The organism is Candidatus Omnitrophota bacterium (assembly GCA_023227985.1).
Lineage (GTDB): Bacteria > Omnitrophota > Gorgyraeia > Gygaellales > Profunditerraquicolaceae > JALOCB01.
Genome location: JALOCB010000020.1, coordinates 1 through 22,102, shown reverse-complemented (window position 1 = coordinate 22,102; position 22,102 = coordinate 1). Strand labels below are relative to the sequence as shown.

The following is a 22,102-nucleotide window of genomic DNA, read 5'->3' as shown; positions in this document are numbered from 1 at the left end:
ATCCGATTAGACCGGGGGTCAATATCGCAAACACCGTCGCAGATTCTCCGCCACGAGGCGGACACCGACTTTTTCCAATAAAGTCGGGTGCCATTGCGCCGAGTGTCAATACCCCTGCAGACGTTGTACGCAATCCCTACTCACACAAACGATTACAAATAAATGTTATATGGCCTAATTTCATTATAAATTACCGCATAAAACATTTATTTGTAAGCATATGTTTACCAGCGATTTAGCTACAACGTCTACAGGATGCGCTTGTCGATGACGCGCTTAGCTTTGCCTTCGCTGCGGGCAATGGTCTTGGGCTCGACAAGCTTAACCTTTACCGAAACCCCGAGATTATTCTCAATGCTCTCTCTGATCTTTTCCTCGAGCCCCCGAAGTTTCTTGATCTCGTCGGAGAATATTTTCTCCTCTACCTCGACCAACACCTCCAGCTCATCCAGTCCACCGGATTTTCTCTCGACCACCAGCTGGTAATGCGGCTGGGTCCCTTCGATATTCAAAAGCACATGTTCTATCTGCGACGGGAAGACATTGATACCGCGCACGATTATCATATCATCGGTCCTGCCCAGGATCTTGCTGATCCGAGGCGTAGTCCTGCCGCAGGCGCATTTCTCGTATTTTATGCTGACAATATCGCGCGTCCTGTATCTTAACAACGGCAGGCCTTTCTTGGTCAATGTAGTAATTACCAGCTCGCCCTTGCCGCCATCTTTAACTTCTACCCCTGTCTTGGGATCGATCACCTCCGGGAAAAATACATCCCAGAAAACATGCAGCCCGTTCTTATGCGTGCATTCCTGGGCCACGCCCGGTCCGATGATCTCGGAAAGCCCGTACACGTCGGTGGCCAGCATATTCCAGGTATTCTCGATCTCCTTGCGCATAGGCTCGCTCCACGGCTCTGCGCCGAATATGCCGATCTCCCAACTGCTGTTCCTCGGCGGTAATCCCATTTCCCGGGCCTCATCGACCATATATAACGCGTAGCTGGGTGTGCAAGCCAGGATCCGCGGTCTAAAATCATTCATGATCTTCAACTGTCTCCTGGTCTGGCCGGATGAAGTGGGGATAATGGTCAGCCCCATCTTCAAAGCTCCGTAATGGAATCCCAGGCCGCCGGTGAACAAACCGTATCCGTAAGCGATCTGTATCTTATCTCCCGGCTCAGCCCCGGCGCATCCCAGCGCCCTGGCAATGACCTCAGCCCAGAGATCCAGGTCTTCTTTGGTATAACCGACTACCGTGGGATTTCCCGTGGTGCCGCTGGAAACATGGAGCTCGGCGATATCTTTGCCGGGTACCGAGAAAAGCCCGAACGGGTAACTGTCCCGCATATCTTCTTTGGTGGCAAACGGCAGCTTCTTGATATCGCTCAGCGTTTTTATATCCTTGGGCGCGACCCCGTATTTATCCAGCTTCTCCCGGTACATCGGGCAGTTCCGGTAAACATAGCTGACTACGTTCCTCAACCGCTCGTATTGCAGATTCTTCAGATCCTTGGGATTAATGCACTCCATCTTCTCGTTCCAGATCATAGCGCGGCTCCTCTTGCTATACAGAATATTTTTTTATTTTCCTCGAGGTTCTTATTGCGGAATACCCGTTCGACGGCTTTCAGCCAACTCGCCTCTTTTATAGATAAATGCCTTGATAAAACCCCCAGCAGGAATATATTCATATATTTTTTTTCATGCACGATCTTAGCGGCGTTCTCCAGCTCATCGGTAAGGTCCAGGCCGGCAGGCTTCAGGTATCCCTTAAGCCTGCGCCCTTCCTGGCGGTAAAAAGCCACCAGAAAATCCGCTTCCCCCATAGGGATAAGCGGAGAGAATACCCGTTCGCCGAAACGCAGGTGCGACTCCACCGAACCGCCTCTCTGAGCCATTCCGTGCACTTCGGATTTCTTCACGTGGAATCCCTCGAATATGGCGGCCCAGCCGCAGATCTCCGCGGCGGTCAATACCCCCTGCCCTCCTGTGCCGCAAAAAAATATATTTACCGTCCTGGATTTATTCATTTATCCTTATGGCTTTAAGGTTGCAGGCTTCAACGCAAAGGTTGCAGCCCGAGCAAAAATCCGTGTTTATCCGGATCAAGCCGTCTTCCAGTTTTTCGATCGCCGGGCAGTTCAGGGACAGACAGCTATAACATCTCCGGCATTTATCCTTATCATATACCGGAGCAACTGCGCGGCTGCGCTCGATCAACCGGCAAGGGAACCTGGCGATTATCACTGAGAGTTTATCCTCCGCCAGCCTGGCCTTGACCATAGCTTCGAGTTCTTTGGTCTTAAAAGGATTTACAACATCCACGTTATCCACCCCGCAGCTGCGGCAAAGGTCCTCGATGACCAGCTTATGGGTCTTCTCGCCTTTAATGGTGATCCCGGTAGCCGGATGCGGCTGGTTGCCGGTCATAGCGGTAGTGGAATTATCCAGGATGATCACCAGGCCTTTGGTTTTGTTGTAAACCAGGTTTATCAAACCGGTGACCCCTGAATGCACAAAAGTCGAATCCCCGATGACCCCGACCACGTTCCCGGAAAGGACCCGGCGGAACCCCTCAAACAAAGTTATTCCTGCGCCCATACACACGCAGGTGTGCAGGCTGGCCAAAGGAGGCAAGGCCCCCAGCGTATAGCAGCCGATATCCCCGGTGACCACGCACTTTAATTTCTTAAGTGTCCAGAAAACAGGACGGTGCGGGCATCCAGGGCACATTGCCGGTTTGCGCTCCGTGGCATCCTGCTCGGCCTTTTCCTCCCCCTTTACTATCCTCGGGATATATTCCGGCCTTAATTCTCCGATCCTAAAAGACGGATGCTTTGCCCGGAACTTTATCCCGGCAAGACGCAGATTATTTTCCAGAAAAGGCTCCAGCTCCTCGACAACCACCACCTGCTTGACCTTTTTGGCAAATTCCTTAGCCAGCTCGCCGGGGAACGGATAAGCCATCCCCAGCTTCAAGAACGACGCATTAGGATACATTTCCTTGGCGTAAAGATACGATACCCCGCTGCAGATAAAACCGATCCTGCGGTCATTAAGCTCTATTCTATTCAAAGGGGTTTTCTGCGAATATGCTCGGAGACGGACGATCTTTTTCTCCAGCTCGATATGTTTGCGATAGGCGTTCCTGGGCACCATCACGTACTTTACCGGGTCCGGCTGGAATTCTTTTTTAGGCTGTTCCTGTCTTTTGCCGATAACCACATTTTCCTTGGTGTGGGCTACCCGGGTGGTGATCCGGAATAATACCGGGGTATCGAACTCTTCGCTGATAACGAACGCCTGCTTGATGAATTCTTTGCACTCGCTGGGGCTGGCCGGCTCGATCAGCGGTATCTTGGCGACCCTGGCGATCAAACGGTTATCCTGCTCATTCTGGGAAGAATGGATCCCCGGGTCATCGGCGGTAACCACCACGAATCCCGCTCCCACCCCGGTATAAGCCGAGGTCATCAGCGGATCCATGGCTACGTTTAGCCCCACGTGCTTGGAGGAATAAAGAGAACGCGCTCCGGCGATTGAAGCGCCGAGGGCAACCTCAAACGCCACTTTCTCGTTCACCGACCACTGGGTATCCACGTCATTAAGTCTGGAAAGATATTCCAATATCTCCGTGGCCGGGGTTCCCGGATAAGACGCGGCCACCTTAAGCCCGGACTCATACGCGCCCTGGGCCAAGGCTTCGTTCCCGGACAAAAACGCTAATTCTTTTTCAACAGGGACATTCACGATATTTTATCCTTTAACAATTACCTTACTCATCCTTATTATCAACGCGAAACTCACCAAAGCCACCAGAAAAACAATGATCATGCCCGAAAGATTAGGCATCTGACTGATCAACACCCCGCACAAAGCGAAGAACAGGCATAAAACGAACATCGCGAATAAAGCCTTTTTCCCGGAATACCCCAGAGCCAGAAACCTGAAAGCCAGATGGTCGTTGCTTTTTCGGAAAGGCAGTATTTTTTTGGCGATGCGCATAAAAACCAAAAACGACGTATCGAATATCGGCAGCCACAAAATAAATATGGGAGAAAGCAAGGCGGCCTTTCTCTCCATCGGCGCGTAGCTTATTAACAGGGCTATAGCCGCGATCACAAAACCCAGAAAATGGCTTCCGGCATTGCCCATATAAACCCTTGCCGGCGGCAAGTTGTAGCGCAAAAAACTTATAACCGCCCCGCATAAAGCCAAAGTAAGGGCCGCGTTAAGCAGATCGCCGTTCAAAAGCGCGATCGCGCAAAAAGCCAGGCTCACCACCAGCGCGGTGCCGGCGCATAAGCCGTCAACCACGTCCAAATGATTAAAGGCGTTGGTTATGCCGATGATCCAGATAAAAGTTATGATAAGATTCAAAGTGCCGCCGATGCCGACGATATATGTCCTTACGCCGAACATAACGATAAGGATGGTCGCCAGGATCTGAAAGGAGAATTTGAACAAAACGGATAATTCATGGATATCGTCGATGATCCCGGCGACCAGGATTATAGACGAAGAAAGCAAAAGCCCTTTGATATTTTCCGGCAGGAATTGATGGAAAAAGAAAAATAACAGGCTGGATGCCAGGAAAGAAACGCCGAAAGCTATCCCCCCGACCAAAGGCATGCCCTTGGGGATCAAAAACTTATATTTCCGGGACAGTTTCATCAATACCAGGACCAGAACGACCCCGATCAGGAAGCTGCCGAAGATCATTATACAAAAATCATTTAGCATCTTTAGCCTTAACGTTGGTATTTTTCCACAGGCTTTTATTATACTATCCGGAAAGAAATAATCAACAAAAAAGGGGACGGTTCCTCGGCTTCCAAACCTTTAGCCGACATCAAGTTACAACAAGCCATTTTACAAATCCCCGGCGCCGCTAATATTATTTTTTTGACAAACGGCTTATCATAACTTCCGGCATAATATAAGGTTACATTAAGAGGAACCGTCCCCTATGTTAGAACTTGATCTGGATCTCGGTGCGCAAGAATATAGCGTTGTCCGCGTTTGAGGCATAAACGTTTCTCGGCTGGAAATACTCAGCCAGGAAATACGCGGATATATTCTTGTTAAAGGCATAATCGATCCTTGCCTGCTCCAAATGCCCCCGGTCCTTGCCTTTGCCGGAATATGAATATGTGGAACTTGCCGGGATAGTCTCGTTAGCCCGCAGGAAATTATAAAAGAAGCTTAATTTCATTTTCGCCGACGGTTTTGCGCTCAATCCTACCCTATACATCTGCAGGTTAGTCCAGTACGCCGGGCCTGACTCCCCGGTGAACGCGGATTGGTACAGCTCGGAAAACCAGGGATAACGTGAAAACAACGGGTCCCAGCCCTCATTCTTGCCTGTCTTTTTGTCGTCGCCGGAAAGATAAACCACGCCCAAAGTAGCGCCGGGAGACCAGACTGTTTCCTTGAAATCCCGGTCCACGAACGCGTAGCCGCCCAGTCCGGAACGGTCCTCTTTGCCGTATTTGCCGAACTGATCGGCCAACTGCGCCCTGAACGTCCACGGTTCGAGATTATATTTCCCGAACGCGCCGATCGTATTAACGTATCCCCTTTGCGATTGCAAACCGGAGCCTCCCCTATCGCCTTCAGTCTTGTAAATATAGTAAGGCTCAAAGTTCAGGCTTTTTATCCCCTTGTTTTTCAGGTAAAAGACATACGCCTGTTCGTCGGTATAATTCAGCTGCGTGGTAGGCTTGCTCTTATTGATCACCGGCAGGTAAATATCGCTCCTGGGATTATTGATGTAAATAAAATCCAGGGTGTTCCGCTCATTCACCGTCCAGCTGGCTTTCAAGGCATTGAAATAATATGTCCTTGAGCCGTCCAAGGGAGTGCCGTCGGCGATCAAGAACCCTTCGCCGTAACCGGTCGGCCCCAGGAAATCCTGCCTGCCCGCGCGTATGCTCAAGGGCAGGTCAAACGGCTTGTTCACGTCCAGATAAAGGTTGTCAAAAACGACCTCGTCGATATCATAATGGTACTTTTTATCCGCTGACCCGCCGTAAAAAGCGTAGGCTTTGTTTTCATTGGTCATCTTCACATAAAGGCCCAGATCCTCGTAATCGGCCTTGCCCCAGAAACTGGTCTTCAAACGGAAATAGTTGCGGTCGCCCTTGTCATAATGATGATTCTCCATATCCCAATTGTTCGACCAGTATTCATGGCGCACCCGCTCGGCTATCCCGCCTTTGAAATTCACCTGGGCGAACGCGCTGGCGGATAATAAAAGCCAAGCCCCCAGAAACACACCTGCCGCGATAAAAAGTTTTCGTGCCATCGAACCCCCCTTTTTATATATGTTTAAAGCAATTCTCCACGTGATCCTTGGGCAGTTTTTTGGTGAATGTGCTCACCAACACCGCGGTCAACAAAGAAATAGGCAGGATAACCACTATAGGATCAACCACTGTCCAGGGATGCCCGGCCAGGCAGGGCTTGTTGAAAATAAACTTGCATAAACCTATGGCCACCGCTTCTTTCTGATGGATGAAGAGCAGCCAGAACGCGGTGCCGAAAAACCCTACCATCATGCTGGCGATAGCGCCGGTCTTGGTCATCCCCTTCCAAAAAAGAGCTCCGGCATAAGCAGCCAGGAACGTATTCGCGCACAAGCCGAAAAATAAAGCGGTGGCGATAGCGATGACATTCCCCGGAAGCTTATAACCCAAAGTCACCGTAGCCAACACCCCGGCGATTATGCCCAGCCTGGTGATCCCCACGGTATACTTGAAATTCTTTCCGGCCAATAGCCCTTTTTCGACAAAATCCCTGCCGATAGATGTGCCCAGGGTATGGAACTGCGAGCTGGAAGTGGACATCGCCGCGGACAAAAGCGTCAGCATAAACAGGTACACGAACCAGGACGGCAAAGCGCTGTTTATGTACGCCGGGATCACTTTATCCATATTCCCCCCGGCAACCGCCACCGAGATCTTGGCAAACTGGGGATTATTCAGGAAATAGACATTTGAAAGCGCGCCGACTACAAACGCAAAACCGGTCATACAAAGGATGAATATCCCGCCGATCAATACGCCGCGGTTGAGCTCTTTATTGCTTTTCACGGTCATAAACCTTACCGCCAGTTGCGGCTGGGCAAGAACCCCTATCCCCACGCCCATAACTATCGTCGATACCAGCGTCCACCATAAATTAGAGCCCAAAGCAGGCATTTTGGTCCAGCCCTGATGCCCCAACGCTACGAGATTGGCCGGGACCTTATCGGATATGGCGGTAAGCGCCTGATGCGCCACAGTAACTCCGCCCAATTTCGCGTAAGTAAAGATGAACAATATGATCATGCCCACGAACATGATCGTCCCTTGCAAGGCGTCCGTGTACATAACCCCCTTTAACCCGCCGGCCAGGACATAAGCCAGGATGATCAGGGTATATATAAGCAAAGCCACGCTATAGTTTATATACGTGGGAAACGTGGTTTCCAGGAAGCGCGCCGCGCCGATCAGCACTGCCGCCGAATATAGCGGCATAAATAAAAAGATGACCAGGCCGCCGAACCCCTGGATGAAGCTGGATTTAAACCTTTTCCCCAGAAGCTCCGGGAACGTATGCACGTCCAAGTTATGCCCGATCTTCCTGGTGCGTTTTCCGAAAATGATAAAAGCGATAATGATCCCCAAAGCGATGTTCAGGAAAGTCAGCCACAAAAGGCCCATCCCGAAAACCGCCGCCGCGCCGCCGAAACCGACTATCGCCGAGGTGCTGATAAAAGTGGCCCCGTAAGAAATCGCCATGACGAATGGGTGCGTGTTCCTTCCGGCCACCAGGTAATCCGTGGCGTTCTTTGTCTTGCGGTAACCGTAATAACCGAGATAACCGATCATAAACAAATACGCGCTGACGACCAGCGTAAGGATAAATATATTATCCATATATCCTCCGGGTTATACTTCCTCTTTTGCCTGTTCTTCGTCCTTGACCCATTTCACATCCTCCGGATAAACCGGCTCATCGCCTTTATTCCAGTTGACCGCGCCATAGATGATGCAGAACCCCATACATAACAGGCATAACAAGTAAGCTAACCATATCCCCGGGTCTTCAATACCCAACATACACACCTCCTTGTTATAAAGTTTATCTATGTCAACCCTGGCCACCTCTTCAACCGCATGGAACAGGAGTATTAATACAAGCGCGCGTTATCGATCTAAAGTTACCGCGAGGGACCGGAAGATAATCTCCGGCGGCCTGCGGCGATCCCGGACAAGCCGGGTCCTGGCCGCATTTTTTGATATTTACCCGCGGGCTACGCGGTTCTCTAACCTGGCAATGCCGGATATATCGATTGTTATCGTATCCCCCGGCCGCATCGGCCCCACTCCGGCAGGGGTGCCGGTGGATATCAAATCCCCCGGATACAGCGTCATTACTTTGGAGATAAAGCAAACCAGAAACCGTATGTCAAAAATAAAATTCCGCGTTGAAGAATCCTGTTTTAATTTGCCATTAAGATACGCGCGCACGCGGGCATTCGCCGGGTCGAATTCGGTTTCCAGCCACGGGCCTACCGGGCAAAAGGTATCAAAAGACTTGGCCCTGGTCCACTGCCCATCCCTCTTCTGCAGGTCGCGCGCAGTTACATCATTAAGGCAGGTATAACCCAGGATATATTTATCCGCATCGAGGCGCCGGATATTTTTGGCTTTCTTTTTGATCACCAGCGCGAGCTCCGCTTCATAATCCAGCCTTGCGCACATCGGCGGATAAATTATGTCTTCTGCGCAGGCGATCAAGGACGACACCGGCTTCATAAATATTACCGGCTCTTTAGGGATAGGCATATTCAGCTCTTTGGCGTGGTCGCGGTAATTCAAGCCGATGAGGATTATTTTGGATGGCGCTGCCGGAGGAAGGAACTTTACTTTTTTGAAGGGGATATTTCGGGAAGATGGCCTGATCGAGGGAAAAGGCGGGGATTTTAACAGCCGGATTGAATCAGGCTGAACTATACCCCAGTTCTCTTCGCCCCGATATTTAAATCTTACGATGCGCATAAACTATCGGATTTTTTAGAGCCAACCGCACATAGCCAGAGCAGCGATAGTCTTGGCGTCCACTATCCTGCCGGACTTAAATAAGCGGACGGCCCGGCTTTTAGTGAACACTAAACTGCGGATGACCTCATCCTGCTGCGTATTCCCGGCTGTTTTCCTAAGGCCTTCGGCCTTGTAAATGGTTATTTTCTCAGTGGAATAACCCGGCACCGGATAAATAAAGCCTAACCTTTTAAATTTGGCTGCGGAATAACCGGTCTCTTCAACGATCTCCCTGCGGCAGCAGTCAAGCGCGCGCTCGCCCTTATCCAGCGTCCCCGCAGGAAGCTCATAAATATATGAACCGATAACCGGCCGGTATTGTCTTAAAAATATTATTCTGTTCTTATCAAGGAAGGGGATTATCAGGGAAGCGCCGGGATGCTTGACGATCTCAAGGCAGGCAATATAACCGTTAGGGAGTTTTATCTTTTTTTGCGAAAGATTCAAAAGCTTTCCCTTGTATACTGATCTTTCCATTCAGGCTTTAATATTTGAAATAATCCGCGGGCACGCTCTGGGCGATATAATTTACCGCCTCGATTATACAGACGCGTATGGCTTTCTCCATAGGGGTATTGGCGTAACCCGCCAGGCCGACGCCCAACCCCCAACTGCCCATAAACCCGGCCATTAAGCCGCCGGAGATATCCGAGGCTGATCCCTGAACGCGGGTAGCTGCCAGCACTTCTGAAGTCGAGGTATCTACTATGCGGATATCCAGCGCCATGTGGGCTTTATTCGTCGATCCGCCTAAACCTAAGCCGATCAGCCCTTTGCCTATACCCGCGCCGCCGCCCAACACCGCGCTGCCTCCGGAGGCCTTAGGCTCAAATTCGGTTACCGCTGCGGTGATCACCAGGTCCGCTGTTTTAAGCTGGCCTCTTTGCGGACCGCTACCCTGCTGCGACGCGCCTGACGCGGCTAATTCCTGCTCTTTCATCACCGCGTTCAGCACCTGGCGTTCCAAAACGCGGAAACGGCTGCTGTTGATCAACGCGGTAACCAGCATCTCTTTCAAACCAGTGCCGATCTCACCGGTAGCCTTGGCAGCCTTCACCTCAAAATCAGCTACCGCTATCCTGGCCTTAGGCCCGGAATAAGGCGGAAGCGCCCTATTGCCGGCATTATTATCCACCTTTGCCGTAGGCTGTAACTGCGCGTAAACCGTTGGCCCGCAAAATACGAATAAGAACAAAGTTATCAATAAGACTCTTTTCATTCGGCCTCACTTTCTGTTATATTAGATAATTTTATCGCTTTTTAAGCGTTTTTACAACAAATTAATACTTCTTTTCCAGATTTACACCGGTGAAATAATGTTTAAGGATATCCCTATAACCCCTGCCCTGATTAGCCATACCCCGGCAGCCTGCCTGGCACATACCCACAGCATGGCCCCAACCTGCCCCGTATATCACGAACTTCTGGAGTTTCCTGTCTTTACCGTATTCTGCCTCTACCTTAAAAACCGTGCTGCGCAACCCACCCAGGGTTTTGCGGATATTCGATTCGCGTTTAAGCAAATAAGACGATTTGCTCCCTGTTATTCTAAGGATGTCGATATGCCCGAATTTATTCCGCTTCACCACAATGATATTCCTGGCCTTGCCTAAACCCGGAGCAACCTCAGCCAGCATCCGCTGGATATCTTCCGGCGTATATATCCTGACCCAACGGAAATTAACATTAGCCGCATATTCCGGGATATCGCAAAGCAGGCCTTTCGGGGGTTTCTTTAACCAGGTATCCAGTTCATACGGAGAAAATGGGAAATCCAGCCCCTGTTCCGCCACAGAATCCATTACCCCGCACAGATACGGGAAATCTTCTTTGCTGCTGAATATATTATCCTGGGTATTGCCGCCGCAGCAGCTGGAATAAATGGCGTCCACCGGCTTGCCTTTATAAGTGAGGAACAATCCCCTGGTCTCATCCACCACCTGATTGGTATTCGGGGATTCATTCTCTACCCCGGCATAAACCTGGCAGTGCACCTCCGGGCAGAAATCAAACCCCTCATTTTTATGCCTGCCCAGCTTGGTCAATGCCTCTGACCGGGCGGCGATCGCCTGGGCCTTAAGCGCCTCTTTAGGCCAACTGGCCGGCATCTCCGAAGGTACCACGCTATATAAATACTCTTCAAGACTGACTTTGTTGATGACGCTTAATCCTGCAGGAATGACGTTAACCTCGATCTGGCCGCGGTAAGAGCGGTCTGCCTGATTTGCCCAGAAATTATCCCTGCCGTATTTTACATTGAACAAGGTCAGCGTCGCTTCAAGACTTAATACCCGGATAAATACGCGTCTGTCAGCGATCAGGTCGTCTTTGCCCTGGGTGGAAATGACTATTTTATCCTCGCTGTTCCTGGTGATACCGTAGATCCGGCCATCCTCGCCGTTACCCAGGATGACCTGGCCGGCGCCTGAAATAATCTCGAATCCGCCGGAACATTTGAATTCCACCGGGCCATCGGTATGAACAAGCCCGACCTTCACGTAAACCATATCCTTCGCCCCAAGCGCGGGCTTGACCATAACCTTCTTCCTGGCCTTGGCCGCCACCCGCTTTGCCTTTTCCTGCGCGAAGAATTCCGCGCCCAGTTTTTCACGGATCAGATCAAGCCTTCCCTCTATTGACTTATCCCGGGGCTCCTGGGAATATAGCTTTTCATAAACCCTGAACGCCTCTTTGTATTTGCCGATAGTGAACAATACCTCTGCCCATGCCCGGTAGATCCTCAGGATACTGGAGTCGATTATGCTGATCTTGCGGTATTCTTCGGCGGCCTCGGGCAGTTTTTCCAGGCGGGAATACAGATCCGCTAACGATATCCTGGCGATGATGTTATTCTTATCCAGCAACAACGCCTTTTTATAAATCCTCTCGGCTTGCGCATCGTCTTTTTTGGCGGCGTAACACAAGCCCAGGATGATCAAGGCTTCCAGGTCATCAGGGGCGATGCGTATTATCCGGTTCAGCATTGCGATCGACTGGTCAAGGCGGTTGCTCAGATAATACAACCTGGCCAAAAGGGAGCGCATGCGCATATCCGCCGGGAACTTAGACAATCCTTTTTTTAAGACGCCGATCCCCTGCTCATAACGCTCCAAGTCTTTAAAGATCACCGCCAGGTTAAGATAGGCCATTGGGTCGTTTTTAGACAGCGCCTTTTTGTAATAGCCGATGGCCTGGGAAAATTCCGCGTTATTGCAGGAATAAGCTGCGCTCTTGGCTCCGGTATACGGCTTATCGGCCCGGGCAATACCGGAAAGCCGGGCAAATGGACTGAGAGATAGGATGATAAGCAGCAGTAATATAGGAAAGCGTTTTTTAAACATGGCTTATTTTACAATAAAAACTAAAAATGCCATAGAAATAAAAAAAGCCCGGCATTATATTGCCGGGCTTTTCTTCTGCTTGTAGCTGATTATATCTTTCTTACATTAACAGCCTGTTCGCCTTTGGCGCCATTCTCAACCTCGAACTCAACCTCCGCGCCCTCCTCTAAAGATTTATAGCCATCACCCTGAATAGCGCTAAAATGCACGAACACGTCAGCACCCGACTCAGGAGTAATAAACCCATAACCCTTCTGATTTGAAAACCACTTTACTTTGCCTTTTGCCATGAACTTGTTACCTCCTTTCAACCTTTATTTTAGCAAATCCTGTAGAAACCAAAAAACCGCGAGGTTAGATATCCATCCCTCACGGTCCTGACTTCTACACCTTCTTTACTAATACCAAACTATGCGAAGTATACCTTACGTATCTTCCTTTGTCAACTAAAATCTTAGGGGACGGTTCCTCGCGTTATATCTGCTTGATTTACAACAAGATAAGCATACCCTCATTGCCAACCCAGAATACCACTGCCATAGATGAAATCCGCGAATAATCCCCGCGCTAAATTCCTTGATCGATATACTTGGCAATGGCACCCCACTTAACTCATTGCCGGACAAGGGATAAAAATGCGAGGAACCGTCCCCTATTGGATTATTTAATATACGCTTTTACTATTTTCTGGACCGATACAGGCTTGTCTGCGGCCAGGGTCTTGGCATTTTCGATCTTTTCAACCACGTCATAACCTTTGACCACTTCCCCGAAAATGGTATGACGCATGTTCAGCCAGGGGGTCGGCACAGTAGTGATGAAGAACTGGCTGCCATTGGTGTTCGGGCCGGCGTTGGCCATAGCCAGTATACCCGGCTTGTCAAAAGAAACATTAGGGCTGAGCTCGTCCTCAAAAGCCTTGCCCCAGACCGATTCCCCGCCCATGCCCGTGCCTGTGGGGTCTCCGCCCTGGATCATGAATTTTTTGATCACCCGGTGAAAAATCAAACCATTGTAATACCCTTTCTCTATAAGCTTTATAAAATTCTCGCAGGCCTTAGGCGCGATATCAGGCATAAGCTTTATCTCGATAACGCCCTGATTAGTTTCCAAAACCGCTATTTTCTCATCCATTGCGAACGCTCCTTGAGTGAAAGTTTGAATAAAGACCAGCCCGAACAAGAATACCAGTATTTTCCCGAACCTGTTCATCTCCCATCCTCCTTTAAGAGCCGGTTACTTCCCGGCTTTGCCCTGGTTTGCCACAGCCTCCATCGCCTTTTTTACTTCTTCCGGGTCGCCGATATAATAGCTTTTGACCGGTTTCAGGTCATCATCCAGCTCATATACCAGCGGCAATCCGGTGGGTATGTTCAGTTTGACTATCGCCTCATCGGATATATTATCCAGGTATTTAACCAGCGCGCGCAGGCTGTTGCCGTGGGCCGCGATGATCACTTTTTTGCCGGATTTTATCGCCGGAGCGATCTCCTCATGCCAATAAGGCAGGAACCTGGCTACCGTATCTTTCAAACACTCAGCCACCGGCACATCCTTGGGATCCATATCCGCGTATCTTCTGTCCTTACCCGGGTATCTATCATCCGTCTTCTCCAGATCCGGAGGCCGGATATCGTAACTCCTGCGCCAGATAAGCACCTGGGCTTCGCCGTACTTAGAAGCCATCTCGGATTTATTCAATCCCTGCAATCCGCCGTAATGCCTTTCGTTGAGCCTCCAGGAATTATAGACCGGTATCCACATCAGGTCCATCTCATCCAGCACCGACCATAAAGTCCGGACCGCTCTTTTTAACACAGAGGTATAGGCCACATCAAAAGTAAAACCTTCCTTTTTCAGCGCCTCACCCGCTTTTTTCGCTTCCTGACGGCCCTTTTCAGAGAGATCCACGTCAGTCCAGCCGGTAAACCTGTTTTCCTTGTTCCAGACACTTTCCCCGTGCCTGATTAAAACCAATTTCTTCATTTTTTCACCCCGTTAGATATTTATTTGCGGTTCACTAAACAAAAGATTCCCGATTCTTCGCGGCGCGCTGAACAGCTGATCGGGAATATTTGTACGTTATTTCTTACCGGATTTGATGGTGATCTGCTGCCCGTTGCCCCAGGGCCAGAACATTACGAACAAGGCTGCTCCGTTCTGCTGGTAGAAATACAAGGTCTGCCCGGACTGGATCCCGCCGTATTGGCTTATGGCCTGCTGGGCAGGGCCGGGCAGTTTATTTTCCGGCGGCCATACAGGAGCGCCGAATAACCCGTTGAGCTTGGAGATAAGCGCTTCCATATTGCTTTTTAAGATAACGACCTCTAAATAATCATCTGCGTCAGCCCGGACGCTGTCCGAATTTATTGATTTTACCACAGCTTTTACATCAGCGAACTCCATCAAATCTTCCTCCTTCAATCGATTATAACAAAACTTCCCTGAAAAACAAATAAAAACATCTCCCCCGGTTATCTAACGGCCTTGATCATCCCGGCTATCCCGAAAAGAATGAATATCGCCGCGGATACCCATTTAATGATCTTTTCCGGCACGTGCTTACGCATCACAGTGCCGGCGATTATGCCTATGGCGTCAGCCACTACCATACCCAAAGTAGTGCCCATAAGCACGTTGATCATATTTTTATATTCTACAGCCAACGCTACGGTGGCCAACTGGGTTTTATCACCCATCTCCGCCAGAAAAAAAGCTATGCCTACGGTAAGCACAGGCCCGAATCTGCTTTCCTTCTTATCCTCTCCGTTCAGCTTATCCCCGCGCAAAGTCCAGATGCCGAACCCGATGAACGACAGCGAGGCGACAAAAGAGATCAGCTTCATCGGCAGGGCCACGCTCAAAAAATGCCCCACAACCACGGCAAGCCCGTGATTGATGACCGTAGCCAGGAATACCGCGATCAAGACTTTCCTGGCGCTGTAACGGCTGGCAAAGGCCATAGCCAACAACTGGGTCTTATCCCCCATCTCAGCCAGGACCACGAATATGAATGATGCGATGAACGCCGCCATAACTTACCTTTCCGGATTGAAGATATGTATTGTTCAATTATACATTATATTCCGGATTATCAAAATAAAAAAACCTCTGCCGTATCTTTACAGCAGAGGTTTACCGATACCGCCCGATATTATTTTAGATACTGCGCGCAGCCTGGTTCTTCGGATGCCTTACCGGGACAAAAGCGGCGCAGATCATCTCTTCCTTCTCGCAGATCCTCCTGACCGCCTTGGAAAGGCTTTCCAGGATATCCGACACCCGCAAAGGCTTGATCAGGTAGGCGCAGGCGCTTTTTTCGATCGAAGCGACGCACCTTTCCATGGTGGAACAGCCGGTGACCATTATCACTTCGGCCCGGGGATTGAATTTCCGGACATTATCCAGGAATTCAATGCCGTCCATACGGGGCATAACGATATCGCAGTAGATTATGTCGATTATGGTCTCTTTGACTATCGCCAAGCCATCCACCCCGTCTGCCGCGGTAAAAACCGAATACCCTTTGCGCTCAAGGATATTCTTAAGCCTTTCCCGGATGTCAGCTTCATCGTCGATGATCAATACCTTCATTTTAGCCATAGCCCACCCCGCTCTTTCTTAAATGCATATAACTTTATAATTAAGCATATCCACTTATCAGGGGGAATTCAAGGGGATCCGGGAGGATTCATGAAAACGGTTTCTTAAGGAGTTTTAACGTCCCCGGTCAATAAACCGTTCAGGCCGGGGTTTTCCAGCAGGCTTCCATAGTGCAGTATGGCGCAGGCATATGGCTTGGCTTCCGAGCAGATGCGCAACTGTTCAAAGAAGATATCCGGAGAATTTCCCAATGCATAGGCGCCGACAGCGATATTGGTTTTTTTGAAATCTTTGACCCTCTTTTTAGCGTCCAAAACCACTTTCTCGAATTCCGCGGATGTCCGGGCATAAGTCATCACAGTGACCGAATCAACCACCTTGTTTTCCAGCCAGGACGGCCAGTCCTGAAAAGCCTCAAGATACGCGCGGGAATAAGGCGCGCAACCTGTGGCCTCCACCCGGATATCCGGCCGCAGCCTGCGGGATTCCTTAACCAGGCGTTTAAGCAGCCCGGTCACCTGCATCCTCTTCCAATCATTCCAGGCCGCGCTTCCTTCAACAACGGTTTTCTCACCGGTAGTGTTTTTGAACCGGTCGATATTCATCCGGGTATATCCATAGGCGGGGTTCTTATCCGGATAGCGTATATAATCGAAGATAATGCCGTCCAATCCGGGATAACCGCCTAAAACCTCGCCAACGATATTGACCAGCTCCGAGCGCACACGCAAATCGCCCGGTTCAAGGAAATACTGGTTGTCTATTTTATAATCCTCAAGTTTCTTCTTTGGCTTAATATTGCGGGTGAGTATGCCGTTGCCGTATTTTTCCAGCATCGGCGCGTTCTTATTCGCGCTCAAACTCAGCAGGTTAAGCCAGGCATACACCTTTATCCCCTCGGTATGAGCGCGGCTTATTAAAAGATCCAAAGGGTCATCGCCTACGGAATCAACGCAGTCCGCGTACGGGGAATCATCGGCGTGTTTTGAAGGGAACCAGGCCTTATTCGCCCGGTAAACCTGGATATAAAGTATCTCAACGCGGGATTTTTTTGCGCAATCGACCAGTTCAAGGATCGCCGGGCGCTGGGAAAGCACAGCCGGCTCCTGGAGCACTGTGACAAAAAGAGCCCTGCGCAAGGGCTCATCCGCCTTTATGCCCGCAGGAAGAATAAACAACAGGCATAAAAAGAAAAACGCTATCTTTCTTTTCATAATCACCATTATATTACAAAAAAACAGGGCCGGAATTATTTTTTAGAGGTCGAGAAGCTTGTTCAGGGGGATTTTAAAAGCGTCGGCGAGTTTATATAATGTGGAAAGTTTGGCGTCGCAGGGCCGTTTGCTCTCCAAACGCTGGATATGTTTGTATTCCAGGTCCGCGCGCTCGGCAAGCTCTTCCTGGGTAAAACCGTACTTCTGCCGCAGTTCGCGGATCCGGACAGCCAGCCTTTCTTTTAACTCTTCTTTTTCCATAATTTGGTAAGTATATCATAATAAGATAATTATTGACACCTTACGAAAAAGGTGATTAAATATACCTGATTACCTTATCCATAAGGTGTCTGCCGGTTATTTAATATATCAAATCGGAGGCTGTCATATGATCAGGCAAAAGATCGCCATGCTCCTGCCTTTGCTTATCATTGCCCTGGTAAGCATTGTCCTCGCCGCAGATGAGAGCATAACCCTCACCACCTTCTACCCTTCCCCTTTCGGCAGTTATGACAAACTGCAAACCAACAGGCTGGCAGTCGGAGATACAAATAATGACGGCCAGATGAGCGAACTGGACCAACCCAATAGGAATGGAGATATCCGCCTTACCCCGCAATCCGGAAACCCCGCGAACTGGGTCAGGGGCGAGGAAGGCCAATTAGCTTACTCATCAACAAATGATAATCTTTATCATTCCAACGGCTCATCCTGGGTAGCCCAGGCAGGAGGAGGAACCACGGTAATTCAGCTTTCCTGCGCCTGGGGCACGGATTACACCGCGGGTGCTAATCACGGCTGGGATGGCTCCTGTGTTCCGCAGGCTTGTCCTGCTGGCTGGACCAGCACAGCTATTTATAGTGAACCGGTGTCGGTTGGCTGCTCCGGTCACTACTACTGCAACTGGGCTGACACGGCCAGCGCCTACCACCCGGTGGCGGTGGGCCGCACGGTGCGTGTTTGCGTGAAATAACTTTGCCCTTATTTTCAATATAATGAAAACAACTTGGGTTTTATTATTCCTATTTATCCCCACATGTTGTTTTTCTAAAGAATCCTGCCTTAATCTCGTTTTCTGCCCTGTCAATTACCAAAGTGAGAAAATATTTATAGAAGATACTATAGCCATCGCTTCCAGGCTAAAGAAAACCGCGCCCTTTAAGGATATTTCAAACAGGATCAGCTTTTTTCGGTTAGTTCTTTCCCCGGAAGAACAAAAACAATTTCTTCAGAGAAGCCAAGGCATACCCCCGCTTAAAATCAACAGAGCCCTATTGAACAGGACCGGGCATTCAATTAAATCAGCTTATAAATTAGTGCTCATTGACGCTAAAGGCGGGGTTTCCTGCGCGGAATTGTCGGAGATATCAAAAGTTTCTTTAATTATATTAGGCAGATCCAGGTATGGCAGCGCGGATAGTTTTACCAAAGGATTCCTGCACGAGTTGGGTCATTCTTTGGGTTTACGCGATGAAGGCTTGAATAGCCAAGCAGCTCTTTGTCAGCCCGGTCCGCCTAACTGCGCTGTTACTGAAGAAGAAGCGAAGAACTGGTGGGGTGATCTGGCAGGAAAAGTTTCGCGCGTTAATTATATTAACGGCTGCTGCGGTAATATAAGCTATTTCCGCCCGACTATCGCCTCTTTGATGAATGACCCGGATAAAGCCAATGACTTCGGCCCGGTCAACGAGCGTTATTTAACCCAAACCCTGCAGACGTTGTACCGAACCGCGTGCGATACCGAAGGTTACAAATAAATGTTTTATGGCTGATTTCGCTTCCTTGCGCCGAGAATAACATCCTCGGATAAATTCCTCAGGAAAGGAAGCCTGTCCAGGATAACTTCGGCCAGGATGAACAATCCCGCGATAACTCTTTTAACATCCTGCCGCGGCGTTCCCAATAATAAGCTCCCTCTCTTAATATGCTCGGTCTTAAAACCAGAATCAGACAATATCCTGATCCATTCCCGCAGGCCTTTAACTGAAATATGGCCAAAACCGACCTTGCGATACTCGGCTTTTGAGGCCTCGCTATCAGCCTCATTCATCCTATCAGACGTTTTTCTCCGGAATATCCGCCCAAACATATTCTTTAGCCTGACCACCATATTAGAATCATTGGGGGTTGTGATAATAGCTGTTCCGTCCGGCTTCAAAACCCGGTAAAACTCGGCTAAAGCGCGGCCCGGCTCTTTCAAATGCTCCAACAGCTCGGTAGAAATAATAATATCAAAACTGCCATCAGCAAACGCCAGGGATTCCGCGTTGCCCAAACCGAATGATACGTTATCCGCCTTATATTTATCTTTCTTCAATCCGCAGCAATACAAGTTGACCGGGTCGATATCTACTCCCTGAAATTCCAGCTTGCGCTCTTTACCGAATTCCCGGTCTAAAGCGAAAACATATTGGCCGAAACCGCAACCCACATCCAGGACCTTTACCGGGCCGGACATCTTCCTTATAGCATTCTTAAAAAGAGCGCGGACATTGCGGAACTTCTTCCAGTGAAAATATGCCCTGGTGTATGACCAAACCGGAAGAGCCGGACCGAGCAAGGCCCGGTCCACCAGTTCCACCATCCTATTTTCCGTATCAATCATGCCTGCCTCAGAAAATAAAAGCAATAGCGCTATCTATTTCTTTAGATGCTCTTTTGCTTTCTTCAGCCTTTGGGTAAATTTATTTTTCCCGAACTCCGCTACCCACTGTTTCATAGTGATCCATCCGCCAAAACGGAGCAAGTGGTTGCGCCAGGGCCTATACCATTTTCTCCACCCGGACCTGATATTATGCAGAAAAAAGATCATGGCGGGAAAAGACAGTATATTCACGCCGATCATAAAAACATACTTGAACTGGTAGAATCTGCCCATGATCTTTCGGGTGGAATCCTGTATCTCTTCAGCGCTCATCGGCGGATCAGGCTCAAACAAAGGGAAATTACCATCGTAATATTCCCAGCCCAGCTCTTCAAGCGGATAGACCCTGTTTTCTTTTGCCAGCCTGTCCGTTAATTCCGTGCCAGGCAAGGGAACCGGCAGCAGGACCTGAATGGTATCCAGCTTGGCTTTTTTAATAAAATTCCTGAACCGCTTCACCCGTTCTTTTGCCGGCATCCGGAAATTAACGCCCTCTTGCATAGGATAACCAAAAATAAACATCCCGTGCACCAGGAACCCGAATTTATGGTATATCCCCGCCAAAGATAACATATCTTCCGGTTTTACGTGTTTATTCATCACCTTTAATTCTTCTTCAATGGGGGACTCAAAACCAATGGCCACGGTGTTAATACCAGCCTGGCGCATAGCAGAAAGCAATTCCGGGTCATTGGCCTTATCCAATCTTATCTGGACGGTAATATCCAGCCTCCTGCCGGTATTCTTTTGATAATCCCTGAGCATATTGCAAAACCGGATAGTCTCTTCCCGCTGCTGCCCGAAAAAATCGTCAACGATAAAAAAGTGCCGGGCATCTTTGGTTTCCAGAAGAAAACTTATGCTCTCAAGCAGCCGTTCCGGAGAAGCCGGCCTGGGTTTTCCCTTGACCGTGCAGAATTCGCAATCCATCCCGCAGCCCCGTATCCTTCCAATGGGATATATCTTGATCTTGGCATAGCGCACCAGGGAGAAATCCGGTAAAGGTAATTTATCAAAATCGGTCTGGGGCGGACGTTCCGGGGTATAAACAACTTTACCCTCACTCAAATAAGCGATACCTTTAACTTCGTTCACGCTTCGAACACCCCGCAGCGCTTCCAGCAATTCTTTAATAGTTTCTTCCCCTTCGCCGATAACTATATAGTCTATGCCGCGGGACAATGCCACGGGAATAGTATCTTTGACAAAATGCTGGCCGCCGGCGATAGTTATCACCCCTTTATCCTTATAAAAGCGGGCAATTTCATAAAGCCTGGGAATAGTGCTGGTCAATCCGCCATAAAGCCCGGCTATATCCGCCGGCCTTAAGTTTTGTAAAAATTCGTGGTCAGCCCCTCCTGAAGCGCCCTGAGGCCCGTACCTGCGCAGGTTGTTTTCATCAATAACCTCAACATCCCATTTTTCCATTTCATTCACAGTACTGGCCACGCATACCGGCCCTAAAGCCGTAGTTTCCCTGGCAATACGGGAATAAATATTGAATGCCGGATATGCCGGCAACACCATCCTTAAACGGTATCTTTTTTGGGATAAATTCAGCATCCTGTCCTCACCCTTTCATACATATTATATTACGAAGCACAAATGTTTTCCAGGTATTCCCAGCGCTGGTTGGCTTTATCCAGCTCGACGGAAATTTCTTCAGACCTGGCCCTGGCCTTGGCGATATCCTCCGGGCTTTTCTGGTAAAAATTGAGATCGGCAAACAGCGCGTAGAATCCCTTCTGCTCCTCTTCCAGCTTTTCTATCCTCAGAGGCAGTTCGTCCAATTCTTTCTGCTCTTTAAAGGTCAGTTTGCGCGCAACGACCGGCTTTTCTTTCTTTACCGGAGTTTTCTTGGCCTTCACCTTGGCAGGCTCGGGCGCGTCCGCGGGCTTGCGCTGGCTTAACCAGTCGTCATAGCCTCCGGCGTATTCTTTGACCAAACCATTACCTTCCAGGGCAATGGTCGAGGTAACCACGTTATTCAAAAACTGCCGGTCATGGCTGACTAAAAGCAAAGTGCCGGGATACTCCGAGAGCAATTCCTCCAATAATTCCAAAGTCTCTATATCCAGGTCATTGGTCGGCTCATCCATCACCAGCACGTTTGACGGCTTGGAAAACAGCCTGGCAAGCAGCAAACGGTTGCGCTCCCCTCCGGAGAGTACCTTTACCGGGGTGCGGCTGCGCTCAGGCGCGAAAAGGA

24 protein-coding genes are annotated in these 22,102 nt (G+C 49.5%); 2 read left to right on the top strand and 22 right to left on the bottom strand.

Features of this window, described 5'->3' with window-relative positions; all coding sequences use genetic code 11:
- Positions 1-248 precede the first annotated feature (248 nt).
- The 19 genes from M0R35_05400 to M0R35_05310 form a co-directional block, all read right to left on the bottom strand.
- The gene (locus M0R35_05400) at positions 249-1,550 is read right to left on the bottom strand and encodes a phenylacetate--CoA ligase (protein MCK9595097.1); all 1,302 of its coding nucleotides are present in this window, start codon (positions 1,548-1,550) and stop codon (positions 249-251) included.
- Complete coding sequence (locus M0R35_05395) at positions 1,547-2,032, bottom strand: indolepyruvate oxidoreductase subunit beta (protein MCK9595096.1); 486 nt, start codon at positions 2,030-2,032, stop codon at positions 1,547-1,549. Before M0R35_05395 ends, M0R35_05400 begins: the two co-directional genes overlap by 4 nt.
- Positions 2,025-3,752: an indolepyruvate ferredoxin oxidoreductase subunit alpha gene (gene iorA, locus M0R35_05390; protein ID MCK9595095.1), complete on the bottom strand. Its 1,728-nt coding sequence runs from the start codon at positions 3,750-3,752 to the stop codon at positions 2,025-2,027. Before iorA ends, M0R35_05395 begins: the two co-directional genes overlap by 8 nt.
- Positions 3,753-3,758: 6 nt before the next feature.
- Complete coding sequence (locus M0R35_05385; GenBank protein MCK9595094.1) at positions 3,759-4,745, bottom strand: undecaprenyl/decaprenyl-phosphate alpha-N-acetylglucosaminyl 1-phosphate transferase; 987 nt, start codon at positions 4,743-4,745, stop codon at positions 3,759-3,761.
- Positions 4,746-4,974: 229 nt separating this feature from the next.
- Positions 4,975-6,309 carry an alginate export family protein gene (locus M0R35_05380; GenBank protein ID MCK9595093.1) on the bottom strand — a complete coding sequence of 445 codons (1,335 nt, stop codon included), beginning with the start codon at positions 6,307-6,309 and terminating at the stop codon, positions 4,975-4,977.
- A 13-nt stretch (positions 6,310-6,322) separates the two neighbouring features.
- Positions 6,323-7,924: a sodium:solute symporter family protein gene (locus tag M0R35_05375; GenBank protein ID MCK9595092.1), complete on the bottom strand. Its 1,602-nt coding sequence runs from the start codon at positions 7,922-7,924 to the stop codon at positions 6,323-6,325.
- 12 nt (positions 7,925-7,936) lie between these two features.
- A complete protein-coding gene (locus M0R35_05370; GenBank protein ID MCK9595091.1) occupies positions 7,937-8,107 on the bottom strand; it encodes a hypothetical protein in 171 nt (56 codons plus the stop codon).
- A 183-nt stretch (positions 8,108-8,290) separates the two neighbouring features.
- The gene (locus tag M0R35_05365) at positions 8,291-9,049 is read right to left on the bottom strand and encodes a fumarylacetoacetate hydrolase family protein (GenBank protein MCK9595090.1); all 759 of its coding nucleotides are present in this window, start codon (positions 9,047-9,049) and stop codon (positions 8,291-8,293) included.
- Between the two features lie 15 nt (positions 9,050-9,064).
- On the bottom strand, positions 9,065-9,568 hold the full coding sequence (locus M0R35_05360) for an NUDIX hydrolase (protein ID MCK9595089.1): 504 nt from the start codon (positions 9,566-9,568) through the stop codon (positions 9,065-9,067).
- A 7-nt stretch (positions 9,569-9,575) separates the two neighbouring features.
- Entirely contained in the window at positions 9,576-10,310 is a 735-nt protein-coding gene (locus M0R35_05355; GenBank protein MCK9595088.1) for a hypothetical protein, read from the bottom strand.
- A 61-nt stretch (positions 10,311-10,371) separates the two neighbouring features.
- Complete coding sequence (locus M0R35_05350; protein MCK9595087.1) at positions 10,372-12,432, bottom strand: SpoIID/LytB domain-containing protein; 2,061 nt, start codon at positions 12,430-12,432, stop codon at positions 10,372-10,374.
- Between the two features lie 89 nt (positions 12,433-12,521).
- Positions 12,522-12,722: a cold-shock protein gene (locus M0R35_05345; GenBank protein ID MCK9595086.1), complete on the bottom strand. Its 201-nt coding sequence runs from the start codon at positions 12,720-12,722 to the stop codon at positions 12,522-12,524.
- Between the two features lie 370 nt (positions 12,723-13,092).
- Positions 13,093-13,566, bottom strand: a complete 474-nt coding sequence (locus M0R35_05340; protein ID MCK9595085.1) for a peptidylprolyl isomerase — start codon at positions 13,564-13,566, stop codon at positions 13,093-13,095.
- Positions 13,567-13,668: 102 nt separating this feature from the next.
- The gene (gene gpmA, locus M0R35_05335; protein ID MCK9595084.1) at positions 13,669-14,418 is read right to left on the bottom strand and encodes a 2,3-diphosphoglycerate-dependent phosphoglycerate mutase; all 750 of its coding nucleotides are present in this window, start codon (positions 14,416-14,418) and stop codon (positions 13,669-13,671) included.
- 96 nt (positions 14,419-14,514) lie between these two features.
- Entirely contained in the window at positions 14,515-14,838 is a 324-nt protein-coding gene (locus M0R35_05330) for a hypothetical protein (GenBank protein MCK9595083.1), read from the bottom strand.
- A gap of 68 nt (positions 14,839-14,906) precedes the next feature.
- On the bottom strand, positions 14,907-15,467 hold the full coding sequence (locus tag M0R35_05325) for a TMEM165/GDT1 family protein (GenBank protein MCK9595082.1): 561 nt from the start codon (positions 15,465-15,467) through the stop codon (positions 14,907-14,909).
- Positions 15,468-15,591: 124 nt separating this feature from the next.
- Complete coding sequence (locus tag M0R35_05320) at positions 15,592-16,035, bottom strand: response regulator (GenBank protein ID MCK9595081.1); 444 nt, start codon at positions 16,033-16,035, stop codon at positions 15,592-15,594.
- A 104-nt stretch (positions 16,036-16,139) separates the two neighbouring features.
- Entirely contained in the window at positions 16,140-17,249 is a 1,110-nt protein-coding gene (locus M0R35_05315) for a family 10 glycosylhydrolase (protein MCK9595080.1), read from the bottom strand.
- Between the two features lie 42 nt (positions 17,250-17,291).
- Complete coding sequence (locus tag M0R35_05310; protein ID MCK9595079.1) at positions 17,292-17,510, bottom strand: helix-turn-helix transcriptional regulator; 219 nt, start codon at positions 17,508-17,510, stop codon at positions 17,292-17,294.
- A gap of 127 nt (positions 17,511-17,637) precedes the next feature.
- Between M0R35_05310 and M0R35_05305 the strand changes: the two genes are divergently transcribed.
- Positions 17,638-18,222 carry a hypothetical protein gene (locus tag M0R35_05305; protein MCK9595078.1) on the top strand — a complete coding sequence of 195 codons (585 nt, stop codon included), beginning with the start codon at positions 17,638-17,640 and terminating at the stop codon, positions 18,220-18,222.
- A 343-nt stretch (positions 18,223-18,565) separates the two neighbouring features.
- Entirely contained in the window at positions 18,566-19,006 is a 441-nt protein-coding gene (locus M0R35_05300) for a hypothetical protein (protein ID MCK9595077.1), read from the top strand.
- A gap of 5 nt (positions 19,007-19,011) precedes the next feature.
- Here the strand turns inward: M0R35_05300 and M0R35_05295 are convergent, their stop codons facing one another.
- The 3 genes from M0R35_05295 to M0R35_05285 all read right to left on the bottom strand — a co-directional run.
- Positions 19,012-19,854, bottom strand: coding sequence for a class I SAM-dependent methyltransferase (locus M0R35_05295; GenBank protein MCK9595076.1), 843 nt, complete (start codon positions 19,852-19,854; stop codon positions 19,012-19,014).
- A 33-nt stretch (positions 19,855-19,887) separates the two neighbouring features.
- The gene (locus M0R35_05290; GenBank protein MCK9595075.1) at positions 19,888-21,456 is read right to left on the bottom strand and encodes a B12-binding domain-containing radical SAM protein; all 1,569 of its coding nucleotides are present in this window, start codon (positions 21,454-21,456) and stop codon (positions 19,888-19,890) included.
- A gap of 29 nt (positions 21,457-21,485) precedes the next feature.
- Positions 21,486-22,102: ATP-binding cassette domain-containing protein (locus M0R35_05285; protein ID MCK9595074.1), on the bottom strand; the 617-nt coding region annotated here is incomplete at its 5' end.